The organism is Sneathiella sp. (assembly GCF_029233945.1).
Classification (GTDB): Bacteria; Pseudomonadota; Alphaproteobacteria; order Sneathiellales; family Sneathiellaceae; genus Sneathiella.
The window spans coordinates 1-19,903 of record NZ_JARGOQ010000046.1 but is presented as its reverse complement, the minus strand read 5'-3'; the positions used below and the strand labels follow the sequence as shown (position 1 = coordinate 19,903).

Sequence of the window (19,903 nt, the reverse complement as noted above, 5' to 3'; positions counted from 1 at the left end):
ATCAAGACAATTTACATTGTCTCAATATTGTTATAATAATGTCTCCGTCAAATGCTATATTGTCTCAATGACAATTTAAGGGATCCGGATGAAGAAATTCGAGGAAATTGTCGCGCTGTTTATCCAGAAGATAGAGGATGGGCAGTATCAGCCGGGTGACCGGTTGCCGACTCATCGGGATCTTGCCTATGAGTATGGCTGCTCAATAGGAACCGCAAGCCGCGCCTATGCCGAACTGGAAAGGCGAGGGGTTTGCTACGGACGGATCGGGCAGGGAACCTTTGTGTACGGGACTCCGCGTGATGAGGCGGCGATCGGCAAAGGTGCTATATTTCCGGAGGAAAGCTGGAGCGAGGGGCAGCGTGGCCTGACGGATCTGTCGAAAAACAGCTATTTTCATGAAGATACGGAAAATCGACTGCGGGATGCGGCGCAGCGTCTGTTTCGGCGGAACGAACCGGGGGCGTATTTTTCCTATTCAGACAGCCGCGGGCGACCACGCGACAGGGAAGCTGCGGCAGGCTGGCTATCGATCATGCTTCAATCTGTCGAGCTAGAAAACATTATCATCACTCAGGGAGCCCAGTCCGGCCTCTATCTGGCGATGGCAACTCTTGCAAATGCCGGGGAGACAGTGGCGACGGAAGCCCTTGGCTATCCCGGTATTCGCGCCGCCGCCTATGAGCAGGACTTGCGATTGGCGCCTGTCGCGATGGATGATGAGGGGATGATTCCGGAGGCTTTCGCGGATATCTGCCGGCGGGGTAATGTGAAAATACTGGTGACTGTGCCGACCAACCATAATCCGACGGGGACCACCCAGCCTCTGGCCCGGCGAAAACAGATTGTTGATATCGCCCGCCGTCATGGCGTCGCCATTGTTGAGGACGGGGTGTATGCACCCCTTCAAGATTGGGGGCTTCCAACTTATCGCGATCTTGCACCGGATATTTCGTTATTTCTCACCACCTGTTCCAAGGTGATGAGCCCGGCGCTTCGTCTGGGCTATATGGTGGCTCCGGATAATCTGGTGCCGCGGCTGGCGACGAAGATGACGACGATGAACTGGATGACGTCGCCTCTGATCATGGATATGGCGAACTTCCTTTTCCAATCCGGACAGGTTGCGGAACAGGGACGGCAGCTTATTGAAATCTGTCATCGGCGGGAGAAACTGGCGCATGACATATTGGGACGCTGGCTTGAGAGGCCGCTCTCACCGTCACATTCTCCACTCTCCCATATATGGATCAGGTTGCCCGGCGAGCAGTCAATGTCCGGCTTTGTCTCCTCCGCGCGGCGAGAGAATATTGTCGTTGTGGCGGGCGATAGCTTCGCCGTGAACAAATCGGTTGAGGTAAATCATGTCCGGATATGCCTGATGGCGGAACCGCGCGAAGACAGGCTGGTGAAAGCGCTGGAGCGTCTGGCGACCTTGCTCACCCATGAAAACTCACCGCTCATGATGGTGTAAAATAGGGGGCTTACGGCGTTTCTTTTTCTTTTGGGCGGCTGGGCCGGGAGAGAATAAAGCCAGCACCGATCCCCATCAGAATAATCATGGCGGCAAGACCATACCAGGGAGTGCTTGAATACAGAATAACCAGCGTCGCACTTATCGCCATGGTAGATAGCGCGATAATCTTGGCACGGAGCGGTATCACCCCGTATTTCGACCAGTCCTGCAATGGCGGGCCGAATATCCGGTGATTATACAGCCAGTCGTGAAACCGCTCGGAACTTTGGGAAAAGGCCCAGAGGGAAATAAGCAAAAAAGGAGTTGTCGGCAGGACCGGCAGGAATACCCCGATCGCCCCGATAATGACGAACAGCCAGCCAATCAGCAGCAGGACAATTTTTTTCGTATGGGCCGTCATCCGCCAGGCTTTCTTTTGTGAATCAGTTCTTTGTACAGGTGAATCAGTACATCGCTATGGGAAATATAACCGAAAATATGAAAGCCCGATTAAAAATAAACGGTGCCTCCGTAAGAGCGAAAGTTTCCCTAAAATTATCATCAGTTGAAAAGATAGAGGCGCTCAAAAGGCGTTCTTTATCTTAGAAATCCGCTAATTCTCATATATATTTGTTTTCTTGAATATTTCTGCGGCGACGCTTATTCGTTGACACCGCCACACTAAATAACATCCCTTACCTAAATTGATTTCATAATAATATGGAAAATTTATTTGATCTTGAGGACAATCTGGTCTTTCATAAAGCCTTAAGTAGAAAGCAATCACTTTGCTTTTGGCGTTATCGTCCTTTCCGATCGAATAAATTATAATGGGAATGCGGCGCGAACGTAAGAAATAACTCAATTTAGTTCTGGGAGGATGAATTGAAACTCAAATCGAAGATACTTATAGGTGCGGCTTTTGCGGCGCTTTCTGCATTCACCGCACAGGCGGCGGATACCATCAAAATTGCTTTTATTGATCCATTGTCCGGTCCGTTCGCGGCCACTGGTACGAATGGATACAATCAATATCAGTTTGCTGCCGACGTTCTGGTAAACCAGAAGGGGGGCGTCTTGGGTGGACAGATGTTCGAAGTTGTTGGCTTCGACAACAAGATCAGCCCCAAGGAAAGCCTGGTTCAGTTAAAGCGGGCCATTGGCGAAGGAATTCATTTCGTCGTCCAGGGTAACAGCTCTGGTGTTGCCCACGCGCTTACCGATGCCATTAAGAAGAATAATGAGCGCAATCCTGAGCAGCGCGTATTGTTCATGAACTATTCGGCTGTCGATCCCGCGCTCACGAACGAGGACTGCAATTTCTGGCATTTCCGTTTTGACGCCAATGCCGATATCAAGATGAGCGCGCTGACGGATGCCATTGCGGCACGAGAAGATATCAAGAAGGTCTACATTATCGGTCAGGACTATTCCTTCGGAAAGGCCGTGGCGGCAGCCGCCGTTAAGTTCCTCGGCGAAAAACGCCCGGACATCGAGATCGTTGGTAATGAGTTGCATCCAATCGGAAAAGTGAAAGACTTCACGCCTTATGCAACGAAGATCCGGGCCTCCGAAGCGGGTGCCGTTATCACAGGTAACTGGGGTGCGGATATGGTCGGTCTTGCCAAGGCGATTGGTGATGCCGGTATCGACGCGCCGGTTTACACTTACTATGCGGCGAATGACGGTATTACGAAAACCATCGGCGCGGCAGGCAAGGACAAGATCCGCCTCGTTCATGAAGGTCGGGTAAATCCTCCGCCTACGGATGAATACAAGGCCTATCACATGGCCTTTAAGGAAAGATATCCGGATAGTGATATTTCCCAGTTCCGTATTGCCAATGTTATCTCGATGCTGGCTATGGCGATGGAGCAGGCGGGCAGCACGGATGTGGTTGCTGTTGCCAAACAGCTCGAAGGAATGGAATATACCACCATGCAAGGCGATAAAGTCTACATGCGGGCAGAAGATCACCAGTTGATCCAGCCGGTATATATCTCTGTTCATACGGACGAAAATGTTGTCCTTGATGCGGATAATTCAGGTTACGGCCTGGTAACCGAAACGACGGTTTCCGCCGAGGATGCGGCAATTCCGCCGTTGGGCTGCAAGATGGAACGTCCCTCCTAAACAGGCGACATTACTGATAAAATACTGGCCGGACTTTAGATCCGGCCAGTTATTTTTAAACCGGACGCAGATCCGGTCACATCCTATATTCCACCGTGCGAGAAAGAGATTCAACCGATGTTTGAATTGATCTTCTTTTCCCTGCTAAACGGCATCGTAACCGGATTGCTGCTGTTTATGCTGGCGAGCGGCCTGACGCTCATTTTCTCAATGATGGGGGTGCTTAACTTCGCCCACGCCAGCTTCTATATGCTGGGTGCTTATGTCGCCTATACCATCAGTATGTATCTCGGCTTCTGGGTCGGGCTGATAGTGGCGCCTATCCTCGTCGGATTAATGGGGGCTGTTGTCGAGCGATATGGCCTGCGTTATGTCCATCGCTGGGGCCATGTGGCGGAGTTGATCTTTACCTTTGGTCTGGCCTTCCTGATCGAGGAAGTGGTGCAGTTCATCTGGGGCAAGGATACCAAGGCCTATCATGAGCCAGAAATCCTGCAATTCCCGCTCTTTACCTTTTTCGGGCAGAATTTCCCGGCCTACAAGGCCTTCATGCTGCTGGTCTCGATCGGTATCTTTATTATGCTCCTCCTCATCCTGACGCGGTCCCGTGTCGGGCTGATCATTCAGGCGGCTATTCACAAACCGAACATGACGGCCATGCTCGGTCATAATGTACCGCTGGTCTTTATGGGAGTGTTTGGCGTTGGTTGTGCGCTAGCCGGTCTGGCCGGTGTCATCGCGGGACCTGCGCTCGGAACATTTCCCGGCATGGCGGTCGTGCTCGGCAGTATTGTTTTTGTGATTGTTGTCGTTGGCGGGCTTGGATCGCTTACCGGGGCCTTTGTCGCCTCGCTGCTGATCGGGCTCTTGCAGACTTTTGCGATTGCGCTTGATTATTCGGTGAATGACTTGCTGCAGCTTTTTAACATCTCGTTCGACGCGGATAGCGCGTTCCGCGATCTCTGGACGCTGTCCTTGCCGCAGATCGCGCCGATATTGCCCTATCTGTTGCTGGTCCTGATCCTTATTTTCCGCCCGACGGGCCTGTTCGGGAATCGTGAAACATGAGTGAAATTGCAAAAACCTCGTCGTCAGCAGCGAGCCGACCTCTGCTGAAGACCCTGACCCCCTGGATTGGTTTCCTGATCCTGCTGCTGGCATTGCCGAACATCTTTTCGTCAAATTCCGGACTCTATACGATGAACCTGATGGGGATTTTCATTATTTTCGCCCTGTCCTACAACATGCTGCTCGGGCAGGGAGGGATGCTGTCCTTCGGCCATGCCGTCTATTTCGGTCTTGGTGGCTTCATGTCGGTTCATTTCATGAACTATATAGAGGATGGCGCATTCGTCTTCCCGATGTATCTGATCCCTATATTCGGCGGGCTGATCGGGCTGGTTTTCGGTATTATAATCGGCAGCTTCTCGACCCGGCGGGCGGGGACGGTATTTGCAATGATTTCACTCGGCGTCGGGGAGTTGATGGCGTCAAGTTCCCTCATCTTCGTTGCCTTCTTCGGTGGTGAAGAAGGGGTGAGCGGGGATCGTACCACCGGCCCGGAACTGGCGGGGATCAATTTCGGTCAGGACATCCATATCTATTACCTGATTGCCGCCTGGGTCTTTGTGACCGTCACGCTGATGTATCTGTTCTCGCGCACACCGGCCGGGCGGATGGCCAATGCAGTTCGCGATAATGCGGAGCGGGCGGAGTTTGTAGGTTACAGCCAGCGAAAAGTAAGATTTGTTTCCTTCTGTGCATCGGGCTTTTTCGCCGGAATTGCGGGTGGCTTGTTCGCCCTTAATTTTGAGATCGTGACGGAAGAGAACCTGAATGCACTCACCTCCGGCACGGTCTTGTTGATGGCCTATATCGGCGGGGTCGGGTTCTTTATCGGCCCGATCGTCGGTGCGGTATTATTTACGCTTTTACAAAGTATCCTCAGCAACTACACGGATATCTGGCAGCTTTATGTCGGCATTCTCTTTGTGCTGACGGTCATGTATGTGCCGCAGGGCCTGACCGGCATCATCGTGATGCATTCGGCGGCATGGCGGATGAAGCGGCTCGGCTCGCTTATCCTGCCGTACATACGGATCGGGATTCCGGCGCTTGCCATGCTGGCGGGTATTGCGGCCTTTCTGGAAACCATCCACCATGTCCGCACGGCTTTTGAAGGGGATACCCTGATGAGCCTGATGGGCATCGAATTCGATAGTCATGGCGTTGTCTCCTGGATTGTTATCCTGGCTCTGGTATTTGTCGGGGGTTTTCTAACCCGCATGCAGCTGCGCCAACTCAGAGATGCGTGGGAGACGGCAAATAAACCGCCGGCCCAGACGGAAGGATCGGGATCATGACGTCGGCAATCGAACTTCAGGATCTGCGAAAGAGTTTCGGTCCGACAGAAATTATCCGCGGCGTTAACCTGACAATCGAAGAGGGAGAGCGGCATGCGATTATCGGCCCCAACGGCGCCGGAAAATCCACGTTGTTTCATCTCATCAGTGGTCGGTATAACGTCAGTGGCGGTTCGGTTAAGCTGCATGGCGAAAATATCAGCAACCTGCCGCCTTTTGAAATATACCGAAAAGGTCTCTCCCGGAGCTTTCAGGTCACCAATATTTTCCCGAATATGAGCGTGTTCGAGAATGTCCGTTGCGGCCTGATGTGGGTGAAGGATTATAAATATTCCTTCTGGCATCTGGTTGATAGGCAGCGCGAACTGAACGAGAGAACCGCAGAGGTGATCGAGGAAATCGGCCTGACGTCCCGTCAGCATATCCCGGCGGGTGTTTTGACCTATGCGGAGCAGCGGGCGCTGGAGATCGGGATCGCGGCGGCGGGCGGCGCGGATGTCATTATGCTCGATGAGCCGACAGCCGGCATGAGCCATAGCGAAACGGATCAGGCAATTGCGTTGATCCGCAAGATCACGGTGGGGAAAACGCTGGTCATGGTGGAGCATGACATGGGCGTTGTCTTCGATCTGGCGGATCGGATTTCCGTGCTGGTTTACGGCGAAATTATTGCCAGTGATACACCGGAAAATATCAGGAATTCCAAGGCGGTACAGGAAGCCTACCTCGGCGCGGAGGCAGAAGAGTGATGCTTGAAGTAACAGATTTACATGCCTTCTATGGCAAAAGCCATATCCTGCAGGGCGTAAACTTCAGCGTTGGGGAGGGAGAGATTGTCTCGCTTCTTGGCCGGAATGGTGTGGGTCGCTCGACGACGATCAAGTCGATCATGGGCGAAGTGCCGCCGCATGGGTCAATCAAGTTTCGGGGTCAGGAAATTTCCGGCCTGAAGGAGCATGAAATCGCTCATCTTGGCCTTGGATATGTGCCCGAAAACCGGGATGTCTTTCCGGGCATGACGGTACGTCAAAACCTGATCATGGGCATCAAGAACATGAAGAAGCAGGGCCGTTGGGCAATGGAGGACATGTTCAAGATGTTCCCGAACTTGCGGGAGCGCGCCGATGTTGACGCCGGTGTGCTGTCGGGCGGGGAGCAACAGATGCTGACCATGTGCCGGACGCTGATGGGGGACCCGGACCTGGTCATGATTGATGAGCCGACAGAGGGGCTCGCGCCCAAGATTGTCGCGCAGGTGGGGGATCTGCTCAGTGAAATTGCCAAGCGCGGTGTTTCCATCCTGCTTGTCGAACAGAAACTTGCGATTGCCTTGCGGATATCTCACCGCTTGTATGTCATGGGGCATGGGCATATGGTATATGAAGGAACCCCGGATGAGTTAAAGGCCAATGAGCAGGTCCGCAAAGAGTGGCTGGAGGTCTAGGCGGCTCCATTTGACAAAATGATCCCGGGGCGCGGGAGAATAAGAAAAATGAGTGAAGCGGCTAACATCAGTCTTGATGACAAATATGAGCTTGAAAGCGGGCAGGTGTTTATTACCGGTACGCAGGCGCTTGTGCGCATTCCGATTATGCAGCGACAGCGTGATGCGGCGGCGGGCCTCAAAACCGGCGGATTTATTTCTGGCTATCGCGGCTCGCCGCTGGGTTTGTATGACCAGACCCTGTGGAAAGCAAAACCCTTCCTTAAAAACAACGATATTCACTTTCAGCCGGGTGTGAACGAGGATCTGGCCGCGACCAGCATCTGGGGCACGCAGCAGCTTCCCATGTTCGGCAAGACCGATTTCGATGGCGTGTTCGGCATCTGGTACGGCAAGGGGCCGGGCGTTGACCGGTCCGGTGACGTGTTCAAGCATGGCAATATGGCGGGCACGTCGGAGAATGGCGGTGTCCTCGTCCTGATGGGTGACGACCACATGGCGAAATCCTCAACCGTCGCGCATCAGAGCGAGCAATCCCTGATGGCGGCGATGATCCCGGTTCTCAACCCCGCAACCGTGCAGGAATACCTCGATTATGGCCTTTATGGCATTGCGATGTCCCGCTACAGCGGCGCATGGGTGGGCATGAAATGCCTGACCGATACGGTGGAAAGTTCCGCCACGGCTTATGTCGGACCGGACCGGGTGGAAATCGTTATCCCGGGCGATATCGAGCCGCCGGAAGATGGCGTGCATATTCGCTGGCCTGATAATTCGCTGGCGCAGGAAACACGCCTGATGCGACACAAACTGCCGATGATCAAGGCCTTCGTGCGCGCCAACCGGCTCGATAAAATTACCACTGATTCAAGCGAGCGCCGCTTCGGTATTGTCACCACCGGCAAATCCTGGCTGGATGTGGAACAGGCGCTTGGCGATCTTGGTATCCATGAAAAGGAGATCGAGGAAATCGGCCTCTCCGTCTACAAGGTCGCCTGTCCCTGGCCGCTGGAACCGGAAGGGCTGGTGGAATTCGCTGTCGGCCTTGATGAAATCCTGGTCATCGAGGAAAAGCGCAGCCTGATCGAGGATCAGATCGCCAAAATCCTCTACGGGATGGAAGCGCATCCGATGCTGGTCGGCAAGGAAGACGAGGAAGGAGAGCCGTTGCTCCCTTCAGATGGAGAATTGACCCCGGCGCTGGTTGCCCGGGCGATTGCGTCCCGCCTGAAACTCCGGGATATCTCGGAAGATGTGCTGGAAGGGATCAGCGTTGCCGAGGCGCGCGAGGACGGTAATGCCATGCCTGCCGCGCCGGTCACCCGCTCGCCGTGGTTTTGCTCGGGCTGTCCGCATAATTCTTCCACCAACGTGCCGGAGGGTAGTCGTGCGATGGCCGGGATCGGCTGTCATACGATGGCGGTCTACATGCCCAACCGGCGCACCGAAACATATACCCATATGGGCGCGGAGGGAGCCAACTGGATTGGCCAGTCTCCCTTCACCAATGAAAAGCATATTTTCCAGAATCTTGGGGACGGAACCTATTATCATTCGGGCCTGCTCGCCATCCGGGCGGCCTGTGCGGCGAATGTGAATATCACCTACAAGATCCTGTTCAATGATGCCGTTGCCATGACCGGCGGGCAGCCCTTCGACGGGCCGCTCTCGCCCTGGCTGATCAGTCAGCAGGTCCATGCGGAAGGGGTCAAGCAGGTCGTCGTCGTCACCGATGAGCCGGATAAATACGCGAGCGACACGAAATGGGCGCCGGGCGTCAAGATTTTCCACCGCGACGATCTCGACAAGGTTCAGCGGGATTTGCGTGAAGTTGAGGGCGTAACGGCGCTGATCTATGACCAGACCTGCGCCGCCGAAAAACGCCGCCGACGCAAGCGCGGCACCTTCCCCGATCCGGCAAAGCGCGCCTTTATCAACGAGGCGGTCTGCGAAGGCTGTGGCGATTGCGGCGTTGTTTCCAACTGCGTGTCAGTAAAACCGCTGGAGACCGAGTTCGGCCGCAAGCGCGTCATTGACCAGTCGAGCTGCAACAAGGATTTCTCCTGCGTGAAGGGCTTCTGCCCGAGCTTTGTCACCGTCGAAGGCGGCGGCCTTAAAAAGCCGGAGAAGAGGGAAGTCACCTCCAGCGAGATTGATATGATGAACCCGGCGGCGGGCTTGCCCGAACCGGCGGTTCCGGCCATTGACGGCACCTATAACATTCTGGTGACCGGCATCGGCGGCACCGGCGTGATTACCGTCGGCGCATTGCTTGGTATGGCGGCGCATGTGGAAGGGAAGGGCGCCTCGATCCTCGATCAGACGGGGCTCGCGCAGAAGAACGGCGCGGTGATGAGCCATGTCCGCATCGCCAATTCCGCGGGCGAGCTTGCGGGAACCCGTATCCCGAACCGCCAGAGCGACGTGGTTGTCGGCTGCGATCTGGTCGTGGCTGCCAGCAAGGACGCCTTGCAAACCTACGATCTGGGTCGCACCAAGGCGATCATCAACGACTATGTGGTGCCGGTCGCCGCTTTCACGCTGACCCCCGATCTCGCCATGGACCGCGATAGCCTGACCGGCCTCTTAAGTGAGAGCCTCGGCCGGGAGCAGGCGGAGTTCATCGACAGCACAACGCTCGCGACGGCCCTGATGGGCGATTCCATCGCGGCGAACCTGTTCCTATTGGGCTATGCGTTTCAGCAAGGCACCATTCCGCTCTCGCTCCATTCCATTGAAACCGCCATTGAACTTAACGGCATCGCGGTTGAGGCCAACAAGCGGAGCTTCGCCTGGGGTCGCAAGGCCGCCGCCAGCCGGAAACAGGTAGAGCAGATCGCGCTTCCCGAAGCATCTGCCGATGTCATCGAGATTGAAACGCTGGACAGTACGATTGAAAAACGCAGTGACTTCCTGAAAAATTATCAGAATAGCCGCTACGCCAAACGCTATCTGAAGCTGATCGAAACGGTTGGCAAGGCGGAGGCAGCGGCTCAGCCCGGCTCCACGGCCCTGACCGAGGCGGTGGCGCGTTATTACTTCAAGCTGATGGCCTATAAGGATGAATATGAGGTCGCACGGCTCTATACGGACGGCAGTTTTGCGAAAAAACTGAACAACCAGTTCGAGGGAGACTTCAAGCTCAAGTTCCATCTCGCTCCACCGATTTTCGCGAAAAGAAACCCGGAAAACGGCCATCTGATCAAGCAGGAATTCGGCCCCTGGATGATGAAGGCGTTCAGCCTGCTGGCGAAGTTCAAATCCTTACGCGGCACCCCGCTCGATCCCTTCGGCAAGACGGAGGAACGAAAAGCGGAGCGGGCCCTGATCACGGAATATGCCGACACCATGACGGATATCGCCGGCAAGCTGACATCAGAAAACCTGGCCCTTGCCGTCGAGATTGCCTCGGTGCCGGAACATATCCGCGGCTACGGCCATGTGAAGGAACAGCATCTCAAGACGGCCAAAGCCGAGCGGGAAAGCCTGCTCGATCGCTTCGAAAAAGGCGATGTCGAAACACTCGCGGCGGAATAGGCGGCGGGTGCGGCTAGTCAGGGATTGAAAAGTATCACGAGGGTAGCGTTGAATGGCTGAAATCGCCGGGCTTGTCTTTCCCCTGTTCGGGCTGATCCTGCTCGGTTATCTCACGGCGCGCATCACCCGTCAGCCGACCGAGGCCATGGGTTGGCTCAACACCTTTATCATCTATGTTGCGCTGCCCTGCCTGTTCTTCAAGCTGCTCTCGAAAACGCCGATCGAGAAACTCACAAGCTGGGAATTCATCACCACCAATATCTCGACCACCTTCGTGATTTTCCTCGTTGTCTATGCCATTGCCCGGCTGGTGGTGAAGGCGACAACGGCGGAGGCGACCATTCAGGGCCTCGCGGGCGCTTATGGCAATATCGGCTATATGGGGCCGGGGATCGCGCTGCTCACCTTCGGGGAGGAGGCCGCCGTCCCGCTCGCGCTTATCTTCTGTTTCGAGAATGTGCTGCATTTTATCGTCGCGCCAACCATGATGGCGCTTTCGGGCGGGAAGGAGCGGCATATCGGTGCCCTGCTCGGGCAGATCGCCAAAAAAGTCTTCCTGCATCCCTTTATCATCGCCACCATCGTTGGCGTCGCGGCGGCGATTATTGAGTTCACGCCGCCGCTGCCGATCGAACGGCTGATCGACTATCTCGCGCAGGCCGCCGCGCCCTGCGCCCTCTTCGCCATGGGGGTGACGCTCGCGCTCCGGCCGTTGAAGCGCATCCCGGGGGAGCTTTCCTTCATCATCCCCTTCAACCTCGTGGTGCACCCGGTCGCCATGTATCTGAGTTTAAGCTTCTTCGGCGATTTCGATCCGATCTGGGTCTATACGGCGGTGCTGCTCGCGGCGCTGCCGACGGCGACGAACGTCTTCGTCATCGCCCAGCAATATGGCGTCTGGGTCGAACGCGCCTCCGCCACCATCCTGCTCAGCACGATGCTGTCTGTGCTGACCGTCACGCTGCTGCTCTACGCCATGACAACAGGCCTAATGCCGGCGGATTTATTTGCGGGGTGAGTAGGCAATAATCCCAGTTGCTTTAATCTGAATAAAAACCTTAATTCGCCTGTTCTTGAGGAAGTGCGCCTGCAGGGCCAAGTTCAGATTCCTCAATTTCGCCAGGGTCAGGGGCATCACGTGATTTGACAGGTTTCGGAGGTGGGGCTTGCCAGGTTTTCAGGTTTACACTAACCAAGTCGTAAAACTCCTGAACAATACGTTCGAGGCCTTCAATGAATGTCTTTCGACCCGTGAAGCGGGGGCCAAGGCGTTCTACGATTAGCACTTCAAAGCCACGTGGAGCTGAACTGGGATTGTCATTCTGAATCAAAGTTGGATCAGTCCGAAGGCTGGCAACTTCCTTCGTAGTCGGGGCTGCTCTGCCGGGCCATAACGCTCTTAAAAGCAGTCGCTCATCATCTTCTTTCAACATTCGAAGAACCCAGTTGACACGTGCCCCTGTTGATACTTTATCTCCGGGGGCCTTTAGCGTCATGGAGGCGGAAACCGTTCTTCTCGCGATATCCGCAGTTACTGTAATATCGGATGCACAATCCGGCACTCTGATGGAGGATGTCAAAGTCTGCGTTTCAACCAAATCAGAAATACCCTGTTTTATCCTCGCGGAAGGATCGTCGATAAGCTTTCGGTCGATTGTTGCCGATACTTCTCGACCAACATGACTGCACATGTGTAGGCAGAGGTCCCGTTCTTCTGCAAACCAGCTAATAACGGCTTCTTCTATTTCTGGCGCATTCTTTTGCAATGCGTCATTGTTTGAGACGGCTTGGACAACATCTTTCCAATGGCTTCCCATTTGGGTAAACCTTTCCACCCCTGTCGCCGGGTGAGCCAAAAAGTGGTTGAATTGTTTCAATAGATATTTCTGCTCTGAATCGTCCACGGAGTTTTGATAGTTAAGGATTTCGCATGTTGTTGCCAACCACGACCAAGACCAATGATACAAATCGGCCTTGTTGAGCTCTCTTCTAGGCAAAGAAATTGGTGATAAATCGGCGCGGGCGACGAATTCGTTGGATATTGTGATCACACTGTCAATCTTGTTTGCCTTTGCAAGATCCAGATAGCGCTGTACCTGGGAGGCATCGAGTTTCGCTTTTCCAATTTTTGCTTCAACCAGAGCGGTCCAGACACCTCGACCCGTACTGACAACTATCAATCCATCGGGTCGGCATTTGCTGTCTGTTTCGCCTCGGAGAACAACTTCTGTATAGGCATTAATTTTTGTCCTTTGGCCAACGCGAATACCTGCGGTTTTCAAAATTTCTTCCGCTAATGCCGGGATTTGGGTGAGTACGGCGAGAAAAATAGAGGCGACGCGCTTTTCTTTGCTTGTTTCGGCTAGAATAGGGAATAGGCGCGCCTCGTCCCCGCTGGTTAAAAAGTCAGGTCTGTCGCTCATTGAATCCCCCCAGTATAATTCTGATTTTTTTACTTAAACCAATTGGAAAAGTTGAAAAAATATTATCGAGGATTGACGTTTGCCCTCGATTCCCCTGTTTTGCGAGCAAAGCTTACTTTTCTTTTCAACTTCAATCAATAAAATCACAATCCCGCTGCCATCACAACAATTGCGTTCCCGCCGTCCCTTCGGTAAAAGGGGCGCAGCGGAAAATTTGTGGAGCAGGAGCGGACATCCCTATGGCGTCTTATCAGTATATTTATGTGATGAATGGTCTGTCGAAGACCTATCCGGGCGGCAAGCAGGTTCTGAAAGACATCCGGCTTTCCTTCTTCCCGGGCGCGAAGATCGGTGTGCTGGGTTTGAACGGCTCGGGTAAATCGACGCTGCTGAAAATCATGGCCGGGGTCGAGACGGAATTTACCGGGGAGGCCTGGGCCGCCGACGGGGTCAAGGTCGGCTATCTGCAACAGGAGCCGGAGCTGGATGCCGCAAAGGACGTGCTCGGCAATGTCATGGACGGAGTGCATGAGAAGAAGGCGCTGCTCGACAAGTTCAACGAGGTCTCGGCCCGCTTTGCGGAAGACCTCACCGATGACGAGATGAACGAGCTGATCGCCGAGCAGGGAGAGCTGCAGGAGCAGATCGACGCGCAGAACCTTTGGGATCTTGACCGCGAGGTGGAGATTGCCATGGATGCGCTCCGTTGCCCGGCGGGCGACGCCGATGTCACCAAGCTATCGGGCGGGGAGCGTCGCCGCGTCGCGCTCTGTCGCTTGCTGCTGTCACAGCCGGATATGCTCCTCCTCGATGAGCCGACCAACCATCTCGATGCGGAGAGCGTTGCCTGGCTCGAACGCTTCCTCCATGATTATTCCGGCACCGTCGTGGCCGTCACCCATGACCGCTATTTCCTTGATAATGTCGCAGGCTGGATTTTGGAGCTCGATCGCGGCCATGGCATCCCGTGGGAAGGCAACTATTCAAGCTGGCTGGAGCAGAAGGAGAAACGCCTCGCGCAGGAAGGAAAATCCGAGGATGCGCGGCGCAAAACCCTCGATCGCGAACTCGAATGGATCCGTCAGGGACCGAAGGGACGCCAGTCGAAATCGAAGGCGCGTATCAGTGCCTATGAGGATTTGCTGGCCGAACAGAATTCCAAGCAGGCGGACGCCATGCAGATTTACATCCCGGCCGGACAGCGGCTCGGTGATCTGGTGGTCGAGGCGGAGAATGTCTCCAAGGCGTTCGGCGATAAATTGCTGATCGAGGGGCTGGATTTCAAGCTCCCGGCGGGGGCGATTGTTGGCGTGATCGGCCCGAACGGTGCCGGTAAGACGACGCTGTTCAAGCTCCTGACGGGGCAGGAAAAGCCCGATAACGGCAGCTTCAAGGTCGGCCCGACGGTGCAGCTCGGCTATGTCGATCAGGACCGCGACACACTGGATCCGAACAAGAATGTGTGGGAGGAAATCTCCGAGGGGAACGAAGTGATTTCGCTCGGCAAGAAGGAGATCAACAGCCGCGCGTATGTGTCGGGCTTCAATTTCAAGGGCTCGGATCAGCAGAAGAAGGTCGGGCAGCTGTCCGGCGGTGAGCGCAACCGCGTCAACCTTGCGAAGATGCTGAAATCCGGCTCGAACTTCCTGCTGCTCGACGAACCGACCAACGATCTTGACGTCGATACGCTCCGGGCGCTGGAGGAGGCGCTCCTGCAGTTCGCCGGTTGCGCCGTGGTCATCAGCCATGATCGCTGGTTCCTCGACCGCATCGCCACCCATATGCTCGCCTATGAGGGCGACAGCCATGTGGAATGGTTCGAAGGCAACTTCGAGGCTTACGAGGAAGACAAGCGCAAGCGCCTCGGCAAGGACGCCACCGAACCCCACCGCATCAAATACAAACCGATCGCGCGGTAACGGCGCTTAGGCGGCATGTTCGGCCACGACCCGCGCGACGGCGGGGCGGGCGAGCATGGCCTTACGATGAGCCAGCAGCTTGGGGAAGTCTGCAGGGTCAACGCTGTCGCCCTCCATCCATTGGGTAATGGTGAACAAGTAGGGATCGGCGATGCTGAAATCCGCGCCCATGATCCAGGGGCCGATAAACATCTCCTCCTCGATCAGGTGAAAGCAGTCTTCCATATTGCTTTTGACCTTGCTTGCTATCGCCTCGATCGCCGCAGTGTTTTGCTCATCGACCCAGCGTTTCCCGCGCATACGGTGGGCATGATTGACATGAACGGTGGAGCAGAGATAGCTGTTGACGGACTGAAGCTGCGCAAGGTCATATGGGTCTTCGGGCGGCGGGAAGACGGACGCGCCATATTCTTGCGCAATATAGAGCAATATGGCCGGTGTCTCTGTGAGGATGCCCCGATCCGTTATCAATGACGGCACGCGTCCTTTCGGATTGATGGCGAGATATTCGGGCTTGGTATGCTCCATAATCGCGTGATTAAGCTTTATCGCCTCATAATCTGCACCACTTTCTTCAAGTGCAATATGAGAGGCCAGCGCGATTGATCCGGCATTATAATAAAGTTTCAGCATGTCCTGTCCTTGCAATCTGTTTTTTGGCGATCTTACCCGGTAAGTTCATAAAAAGGGACTAATTTATTGGTGATGAGGTCTGCGGCAATTTATGGATGAAGAAACGGAAAAGACTTCTATACTATGCGTCATGCCCCTAACAGCAGAGGCGACATGAAAGCGTTTATATGCCTGATCATGATGATGGGTCTGGCCGCCTGCACAGGCAATATGCGGCAAACGGCGGATAATGTCTGGCCCACAGACCCGGAAGAGCGTTCGGCGGCGGAGCGTGTTTATGCAAAGACGCAAAACAAGACATTTGAGGAGACACCGCCCGGACTGGATTTCACATTTCGTGAGATAGCTGAAAAACAAATTCTGGATCATTTTATCTATCGGCTTGACCAGCTTGATAGGCCTGATTTGATGGCTGCGGTCCGCGAGAATGTCGCGAGCAACTATATCGATGATTTAAGTCGCAATGCTTGCGGTGACCCAGATGTTCGATTTCTGCTCAATAAAGGATTTGACTATGAATTTCGAATGATGATCGTTGGGGGAAAAGGCGCAAAAACAGCATTCAACAAGATGGATAAGGGGTTTTGTGTGGCGAGCGACCTGCCGCTGGTCAACCAGAAAGCCATCGATGCGCGGTATAACAAAGTCCGCTACTGGCCGAATGGTGATCGTGTTGATGTGCGTCTGATTGAGCGGGTCATGGGGTCCTTTCAATTGGCCGCCGCCAAGTATGAACCGCCGGATTTGGATAAAATGTCCCTCAAATCCACCGATATACAGGCGGAAGGTCTTATGTTGATGTTTATAATGGCGAAAGAACAAAAAAATACCATAAAGCAAAGCAAATATTGGCCGCAAAATTTTAAGGGGCGGATCCTTGCGAAGAGCTGTACAGGCAAGACACCGCTTGCGGCAGTAACAGTGGGGGCGGTTTTTAAATATCAGATCGATTTTATATTCGATAAAGAAGTTACTGAAAGCACCGTTTTTACGGTTAGCTATCCTGATTGTTTACTTTATAACAAAAAGTAGTAATGACGGTGTACCGGATTTATCGGTGACGTAGTGTTAAGGACATGATTAAGCATGCAGATTGAAGAAACGGCAATTGCGGATGTAAAGATCCTGTGCCCGAAGAAGTTCGGGGATGACAGGGGGTTTTTCTCGGAAGTCTGGAATGCGCGGACGCTGAAAGACGCGGGACTGGACCTGGATTTTGTGCAGGATAATCATGCTTATAACGCCGAGGCGGGGGTCGTGCGAGGGCTGCATTATCAACTGGCACCAAAGGCACAGGGAAAACTGGTGCGGGTTCTGCGCGGGGCCGTTGTCGATGTGGCGGTGGATATCCGTGTCGGTTCCCCGACATTCGGCCAGCATGTGACCGTGGAGCTATCGGAGGAAAACTGGCGTCAGCTTTGGGTGCCGGCTGGATTCGCCCATGGATACTGCACGTTGAAGCCGGATACGGAAATTGTCTACAAGGTGACCGACTATTACAGCCCGGAGCATGACTGCGGCATATTCTGGAACGATCCAGATTTGAATATTAATTGGTCAATTTCGGCGGAAAAGGCGATTCTTTCAGAAAAAGATAAGATTTTGCCGTTATTAAAAGATCAGACAAGATTATTCGAATTCAAGGAAACCAGATGACTGTTTTTGTCACAGGGGGGGCGGGCTTTATCGGTTCCGCCCTTGCCCGCGATCTGATCAAGCAGGGCCAGGAAGATGTTCTGATTATCGACAAGCTGACCTATGCCGGGTCGCTCGAAAGCCTGAAACCTGCGAGCAACAGCCCGCATTATCACTTCTCACAAACCGACATCTGTGACCGCGATGGCATTGGCGAACTGTTCAGCAAGTACAAGCCAAGCGCCGTTTATCATCTGGCGGCGGAGTCCCATGTGGATCGGTCGATCGATGGGCCGGCGGACTTTGTGCAGACCAATCTCGTGGGTACCTTCACCATGCTGGACGCGGCCTATCAATACTGGCGTGCATTGGACGGCGCGGAAAAAGATGACTTTCGTTTCCTGCATGTCTCGACGGATGAGGTTTACGGAGAACTCGGTGCGGAAGGGCAGTTTTCTGAAACCAGCCCCTATGATCCCAATTCTCCCTATTCCGCGAGCAAGGCAGGCTCCGACCATCTGGCGCGGGCCTGGCATCGCACCTATGGCCTGCCGGTACTGGTGACTAATTGCTCCAATAATTATGGCCCTTATCAGTTCCCCGAGAAACTCCTGCCGGTGATTATCCTCAATTGCCTGAAAGGCAAGGAGCTCCCGGTATACGGCAAGGGAGAGAACATCCGTGACTGGCTCTATGTCGAGGATCATGCTGCCGCCCTGCAGCAGGTTGTCGCCTCTGGCAAGATCGGAGAGACCTATATGATTGGCGGCCGGGCCGAGCAAACAAATATCGACATGGTACGGAGCATCTGCCGGATCATGGACAAGAAATTCCCGGAAAAGGCGCCGCATGAGGACCTGATCCGTTTTGTCACCGACCGGCCGGGCCATGATGCCCGCTATGCGGTGGACTGTTCAAAAATTGAGGCGGAACTTGGTTGGTCTCAATCATTAAACCTGGAAACCGGCCTTGAAAAAACCGTCGACTGGTATCTTGAAAATCTCGATTGGGTGAAGGCCGTCGCTGCGGATTATACTCAGGAACGCCTTGGCCTGGGAACAAACGGCTGATGAAAATACTGGTTACGGGCGCTGGTGGTCAGGTGGGACAGGCGCTTCAGAAACTTGCGCCTCCACACGGGATTGATATTGTCGCGCTTGACCGTCAGGCGCTTGATATTACGGATAAGTCCGCCGTTCGGGAGAGGGTTCGCGATCTCTCTCCTGACGTGGTGATCAACGCTGCGGCCTATACAGCGGTGGACAAGGCGGAAGAGGAAATTGACGCGGCCTTTGCCGCCAATGCCGAGGGCGCGGAAAATCTTGCTCTTGCCTGCGCAGCGGGCGATATTCCGCTTCTCCATATTTCAACGGATTTTGTCTTTGATGGCAAAAAAGCTGGCGCGTATCTGGAAGAGGATGCTGTCGCACCCTTGAGCGTTTATGGTAAAAGTAAAGCCGAAGGCGAGGCCCGCGTTGCGTCAGTCTCCCATAAATATATTATCTTGCGGACGGCATGGGTCTTCGGCGGCGCGCAGAATTTCGTGAATACCATGCTCCGTCTCGCGAAAAGTCATAAGGAACTCAATATCGTTGATGACCAGACCGGCGGACCGACGGCGGCGGATGATATTGCCGCAAGCCTCCTGAAGATAGCAAAAGATGTGCAGGAGACAGGGTTTCAATCCTGGGGAACTTTCCATTATTGCGGTGCGCCTGCCATTACCTGGTATGGATTTGCAAAAGCTATTTTTGCCCGTTGTCCAGAGGTGCCCAAGCTCAATCCCATCCCGACGGAAGACTATCCTGTTCCGGCGGAACGGCCAAAAAACTCCGTCCTTGATTGCAGTAAAATCAGCCGGGTTTTCGGCATTGACCAACCGGACTGGCAAAAGGCATTATCGGGGTTGTTGGGACAATAATACTGAATAAGGAACCCCCATGGCCCGTCAGAAATTTCGTTTCTTTCACCCCTTTCGCGTGCGCTATTCCGAAATTGACGGGCAGGGTGTTGTTTTTAATGCCCATTACCTGACCTATTTCGACACGACCATAACGGAACTGTTTCGCCATCTGGGCTTTGATTATTCGGGGTATGTCAAACGCACCGGCCTTGATTTTCATCTTGTGAAATCCCTGGTTCTCTATGAGAAGCCGATCCTGTTTGATGCTGAGCTGGACGTTGGTTGCCGGGTTGCGAAGATCGGCCGGACTTCCGTTACCTTCGAACTTGCCATATTTGCAAAGAGCGAAGATACCCGCTATTGCACCGGCGAGATTGTCTGGGTCAACACCAACCAGACCACCCATAAAACCGAACCCGTCGGAGATGATATCCGCGGAATGTTTGAGAAGTTCGAG

17 protein-coding genes are annotated in these 19,903 nt (G+C 54.1%); 14 read left to right on the top strand and 3 right to left on the bottom strand.

Features of this window, described 5'->3' with window-relative positions:
• Positions 1 to 88 precede the first annotated feature (88 nt).
• A complete protein-coding gene (locus tag P1U71_RS13890) occupies positions 89 to 1,474 on the top strand; it encodes a PLP-dependent aminotransferase family protein (RefSeq protein ID WP_301106215.1) in 1,386 nt (461 codons plus the stop codon).
• Between the two features lie 10 nt (positions 1,475 to 1,484).
• Here the strand turns inward: P1U71_RS13890 and P1U71_RS13885 are convergent, their stop codons facing one another.
• The gene (locus P1U71_RS13885; RefSeq protein WP_301106214.1) at positions 1,485 to 1,877 is read right to left on the bottom strand and encodes a YbaN family protein; all 393 of its coding nucleotides are present in this window, start codon (positions 1,875 to 1,877) and stop codon (positions 1,485 to 1,487) included.
• Positions 1,878 to 2,341: 464 nt separating this feature from the next.
• On the opposite strand from P1U71_RS13885, the gene P1U71_RS13880 reads away from it, so the two are divergent.
• The 7 genes from P1U71_RS13880 (at position 2,342) to P1U71_RS13850 (ending at position 11,951) form a co-directional block, all read left to right on the top strand.
• The gene (locus tag P1U71_RS13880; protein WP_301106213.1) at positions 2,342 to 3,589 is read left to right on the top strand and encodes a branched-chain amino acid ABC transporter substrate-binding protein; all 1,248 of its coding nucleotides are present in this window, start codon (positions 2,342 to 2,344) and stop codon (positions 3,587 to 3,589) included.
• 117 nt (positions 3,590 to 3,706) lie between these two features.
• A complete protein-coding gene (locus P1U71_RS13875; RefSeq protein WP_301106212.1) occupies positions 3,707 to 4,657 on the top strand; it encodes a branched-chain amino acid ABC transporter permease in 951 nt (316 codons plus the stop codon).
• Entirely contained in the window at positions 4,654 to 5,952 is a 1,299-nt protein-coding gene (locus P1U71_RS13870) for a branched-chain amino acid ABC transporter permease (protein WP_301106211.1), read from the top strand. The genes P1U71_RS13875 and P1U71_RS13870 overlap by 4 nt, the downstream gene beginning before the upstream one ends.
• Positions 5,949 to 6,701 carry an ABC transporter ATP-binding protein gene (locus P1U71_RS13865; protein ID WP_301106210.1) on the top strand — a complete coding sequence of 251 codons (753 nt, stop codon included), beginning with the start codon at positions 5,949 to 5,951 and terminating at the stop codon, positions 6,699 to 6,701. The genes P1U71_RS13870 and P1U71_RS13865 overlap by 4 nt, the downstream gene beginning before the upstream one ends.
• A complete protein-coding gene (locus tag P1U71_RS13860; RefSeq protein WP_301106209.1) occupies positions 6,701 to 7,396 on the top strand; it encodes an ABC transporter ATP-binding protein in 696 nt (231 codons plus the stop codon). The genes P1U71_RS13865 and P1U71_RS13860 overlap by 1 nt, the downstream gene beginning before the upstream one ends.
• A 48-nt stretch (positions 7,397 to 7,444) precedes the next feature.
• A complete protein-coding gene (locus P1U71_RS13855; protein WP_301106208.1) occupies positions 7,445 to 10,933 on the top strand; it encodes an indolepyruvate ferredoxin oxidoreductase family protein in 3,489 nt (1,162 codons plus the stop codon).
• Between the two features lie 52 nt (positions 10,934 to 10,985).
• Positions 10,986 to 11,951 (top strand): AEC family transporter, encoded by a 966-nt coding sequence (locus P1U71_RS13850; RefSeq protein WP_301106207.1) that lies wholly within the window; start codon positions 10,986 to 10,988, stop codon positions 11,949 to 11,951.
• Between the two features lie 40 nt (positions 11,952 to 11,991).
• Here P1U71_RS13850 and P1U71_RS13845 read toward each other — a convergent pair whose 3' ends face one another.
• Positions 11,992 to 13,356 carry a hypothetical protein gene (locus P1U71_RS13845; protein WP_301106206.1) on the bottom strand — a complete coding sequence of 455 codons (1,365 nt, stop codon included), beginning with the start codon at positions 13,354 to 13,356 and terminating at the stop codon, positions 11,992 to 11,994.
• Positions 13,357 to 13,595: 239 nt separating this feature from the next.
• Here P1U71_RS13845 and ettA point away from each other — a divergent pair, with 239 nt between their 5' ends.
• Positions 13,596 to 15,275 carry an energy-dependent translational throttle protein EttA gene (gene ettA / locus P1U71_RS13840; RefSeq protein ID WP_301106205.1) on the top strand — a complete coding sequence of 560 codons (1,680 nt, stop codon included), beginning with the start codon at positions 13,596 to 13,598 and terminating at the stop codon, positions 15,273 to 15,275.
• A gap of 6 nt (positions 15,276 to 15,281) precedes the next feature.
• Here the strand turns inward: ettA and P1U71_RS13835 are convergent, their stop codons facing one another.
• Positions 15,282 to 15,908: a glutathione S-transferase family protein gene (locus P1U71_RS13835; protein WP_301106204.1), complete on the bottom strand. Its 627-nt coding sequence runs from the start codon at positions 15,906 to 15,908 to the stop codon at positions 15,282 to 15,284.
• A gap of 408 nt (positions 15,909 to 16,316) precedes the next feature.
• Here P1U71_RS13835 and P1U71_RS13830 point away from each other — a divergent pair, with 408 nt between their 5' ends.
• The 5 genes from P1U71_RS13830 to P1U71_RS13810 all read left to right on the top strand — a co-directional run.
• Positions 16,317 to 16,940, top strand: a complete 624-nt coding sequence (locus P1U71_RS13830; RefSeq protein ID WP_301106203.1) for a hypothetical protein — start codon at positions 16,317 to 16,319, stop codon at positions 16,938 to 16,940.
• Between the two features lie 54 nt (positions 16,941 to 16,994).
• A complete protein-coding gene (rfbC, locus tag P1U71_RS13825; RefSeq protein ID WP_301106202.1) occupies positions 16,995 to 17,564 on the top strand; it encodes a dTDP-4-dehydrorhamnose 3,5-epimerase in 570 nt (189 codons plus the stop codon).
• The gene (gene rfbB, locus P1U71_RS13820; RefSeq protein ID WP_301106201.1) at positions 17,561 to 18,613 is read left to right on the top strand and encodes a dTDP-glucose 4,6-dehydratase; all 1,053 of its coding nucleotides are present in this window, start codon (positions 17,561 to 17,563) and stop codon (positions 18,611 to 18,613) included. Before rfbC ends, rfbB begins: the two co-directional genes overlap by 4 nt.
• A complete protein-coding gene (rfbD, locus tag P1U71_RS13815) occupies positions 18,613 to 19,464 on the top strand; it encodes a dTDP-4-dehydrorhamnose reductase (protein ID WP_301106200.1) in 852 nt (283 codons plus the stop codon). Before rfbB ends, rfbD begins: the two co-directional genes overlap by 1 nt.
• Before the next feature lie 19 nt (positions 19,465 to 19,483).
• Positions 19,484 to 19,903 (top strand): thioesterase family protein (locus P1U71_RS13810; protein WP_301106199.1); only part of this gene is annotated, 420 nt, incomplete at its 3' end.

Bases quoted from the DNA above. Each gene is read 5' to 3' on its own strand.
- rfbD (WP_301106200.1), top strand. From the start codon at position 18,613: ATGAAAATACTGGTTACGGGCGCTGGTGGTCAGGTGGGACAGGCGCTT.
- P1U71_RS13870 (WP_301106211.1), top strand. From the start codon at position 4,654: ATGAGTGAAATTGCAAAAACCTCGTCGTCAGCAGCGAGCCGACCTCTG.
- P1U71_RS13865 (WP_301106210.1), top strand. From the start codon at position 5,949: ATGACGTCGGCAATCGAACTTCAGGATCTGCGAAAGAGTTTCGGTCCG.
- P1U71_RS13830 (WP_301106203.1), top strand. From the start codon at position 16,317: ATGGCTGCGGTCCGCGAGAATGTCGCGAGCAACTATATCGATGATTTA.
- P1U71_RS13890 (WP_301106215.1), top strand. From the start codon at position 89: ATGAAGAAATTCGAGGAAATTGTCGCGCTGTTTATCCAGAAGATAGAG.
- P1U71_RS13835 (WP_301106204.1), bottom strand. From the start codon at position 15,908: ATGCTGAAACTTTATTATAATGCCGGATCAATCGCGCTGGCCTCTCAT.
- P1U71_RS13855 (WP_301106208.1), top strand. From the start codon at position 7,445: ATGAGTGAAGCGGCTAACATCAGTCTTGATGACAAATATGAGCTTGAA.
- P1U71_RS13850 (WP_301106207.1), top strand. From the start codon at position 10,986: ATGGCTGAAATCGCCGGGCTTGTCTTTCCCCTGTTCGGGCTGATCCTG.
- ettA (WP_301106205.1), top strand. From the start codon at position 13,596: ATGGCGTCTTATCAGTATATTTATGTGATGAATGGTCTGTCGAAGACC.
- P1U71_RS13860 (WP_301106209.1), top strand. From the start codon at position 6,701: ATGCTTGAAGTAACAGATTTACATGCCTTCTATGGCAAAAGCCATATC.
- rfbC (WP_301106202.1), top strand. From the start codon at position 16,995: ATGCAGATTGAAGAAACGGCAATTGCGGATGTAAAGATCCTGTGCCCG.
- rfbB (WP_301106201.1), top strand. From the start codon at position 17,561: ATGACTGTTTTTGTCACAGGGGGGGCGGGCTTTATCGGTTCCGCCCTT.
- P1U71_RS13875 (WP_301106212.1), top strand. From the start codon at position 3,707: ATGTTTGAATTGATCTTCTTTTCCCTGCTAAACGGCATCGTAACCGGA.
- P1U71_RS13885 (WP_301106214.1), bottom strand. From the start codon at position 1,877: ATGACGGCCCATACGAAAAAAATTGTCCTGCTGCTGATTGGCTGGCTG.
- P1U71_RS13845 (WP_301106206.1), bottom strand. From the start codon at position 13,356: ATGAGCGACAGACCTGACTTTTTAACCAGCGGGGACGAGGCGCGCCTA.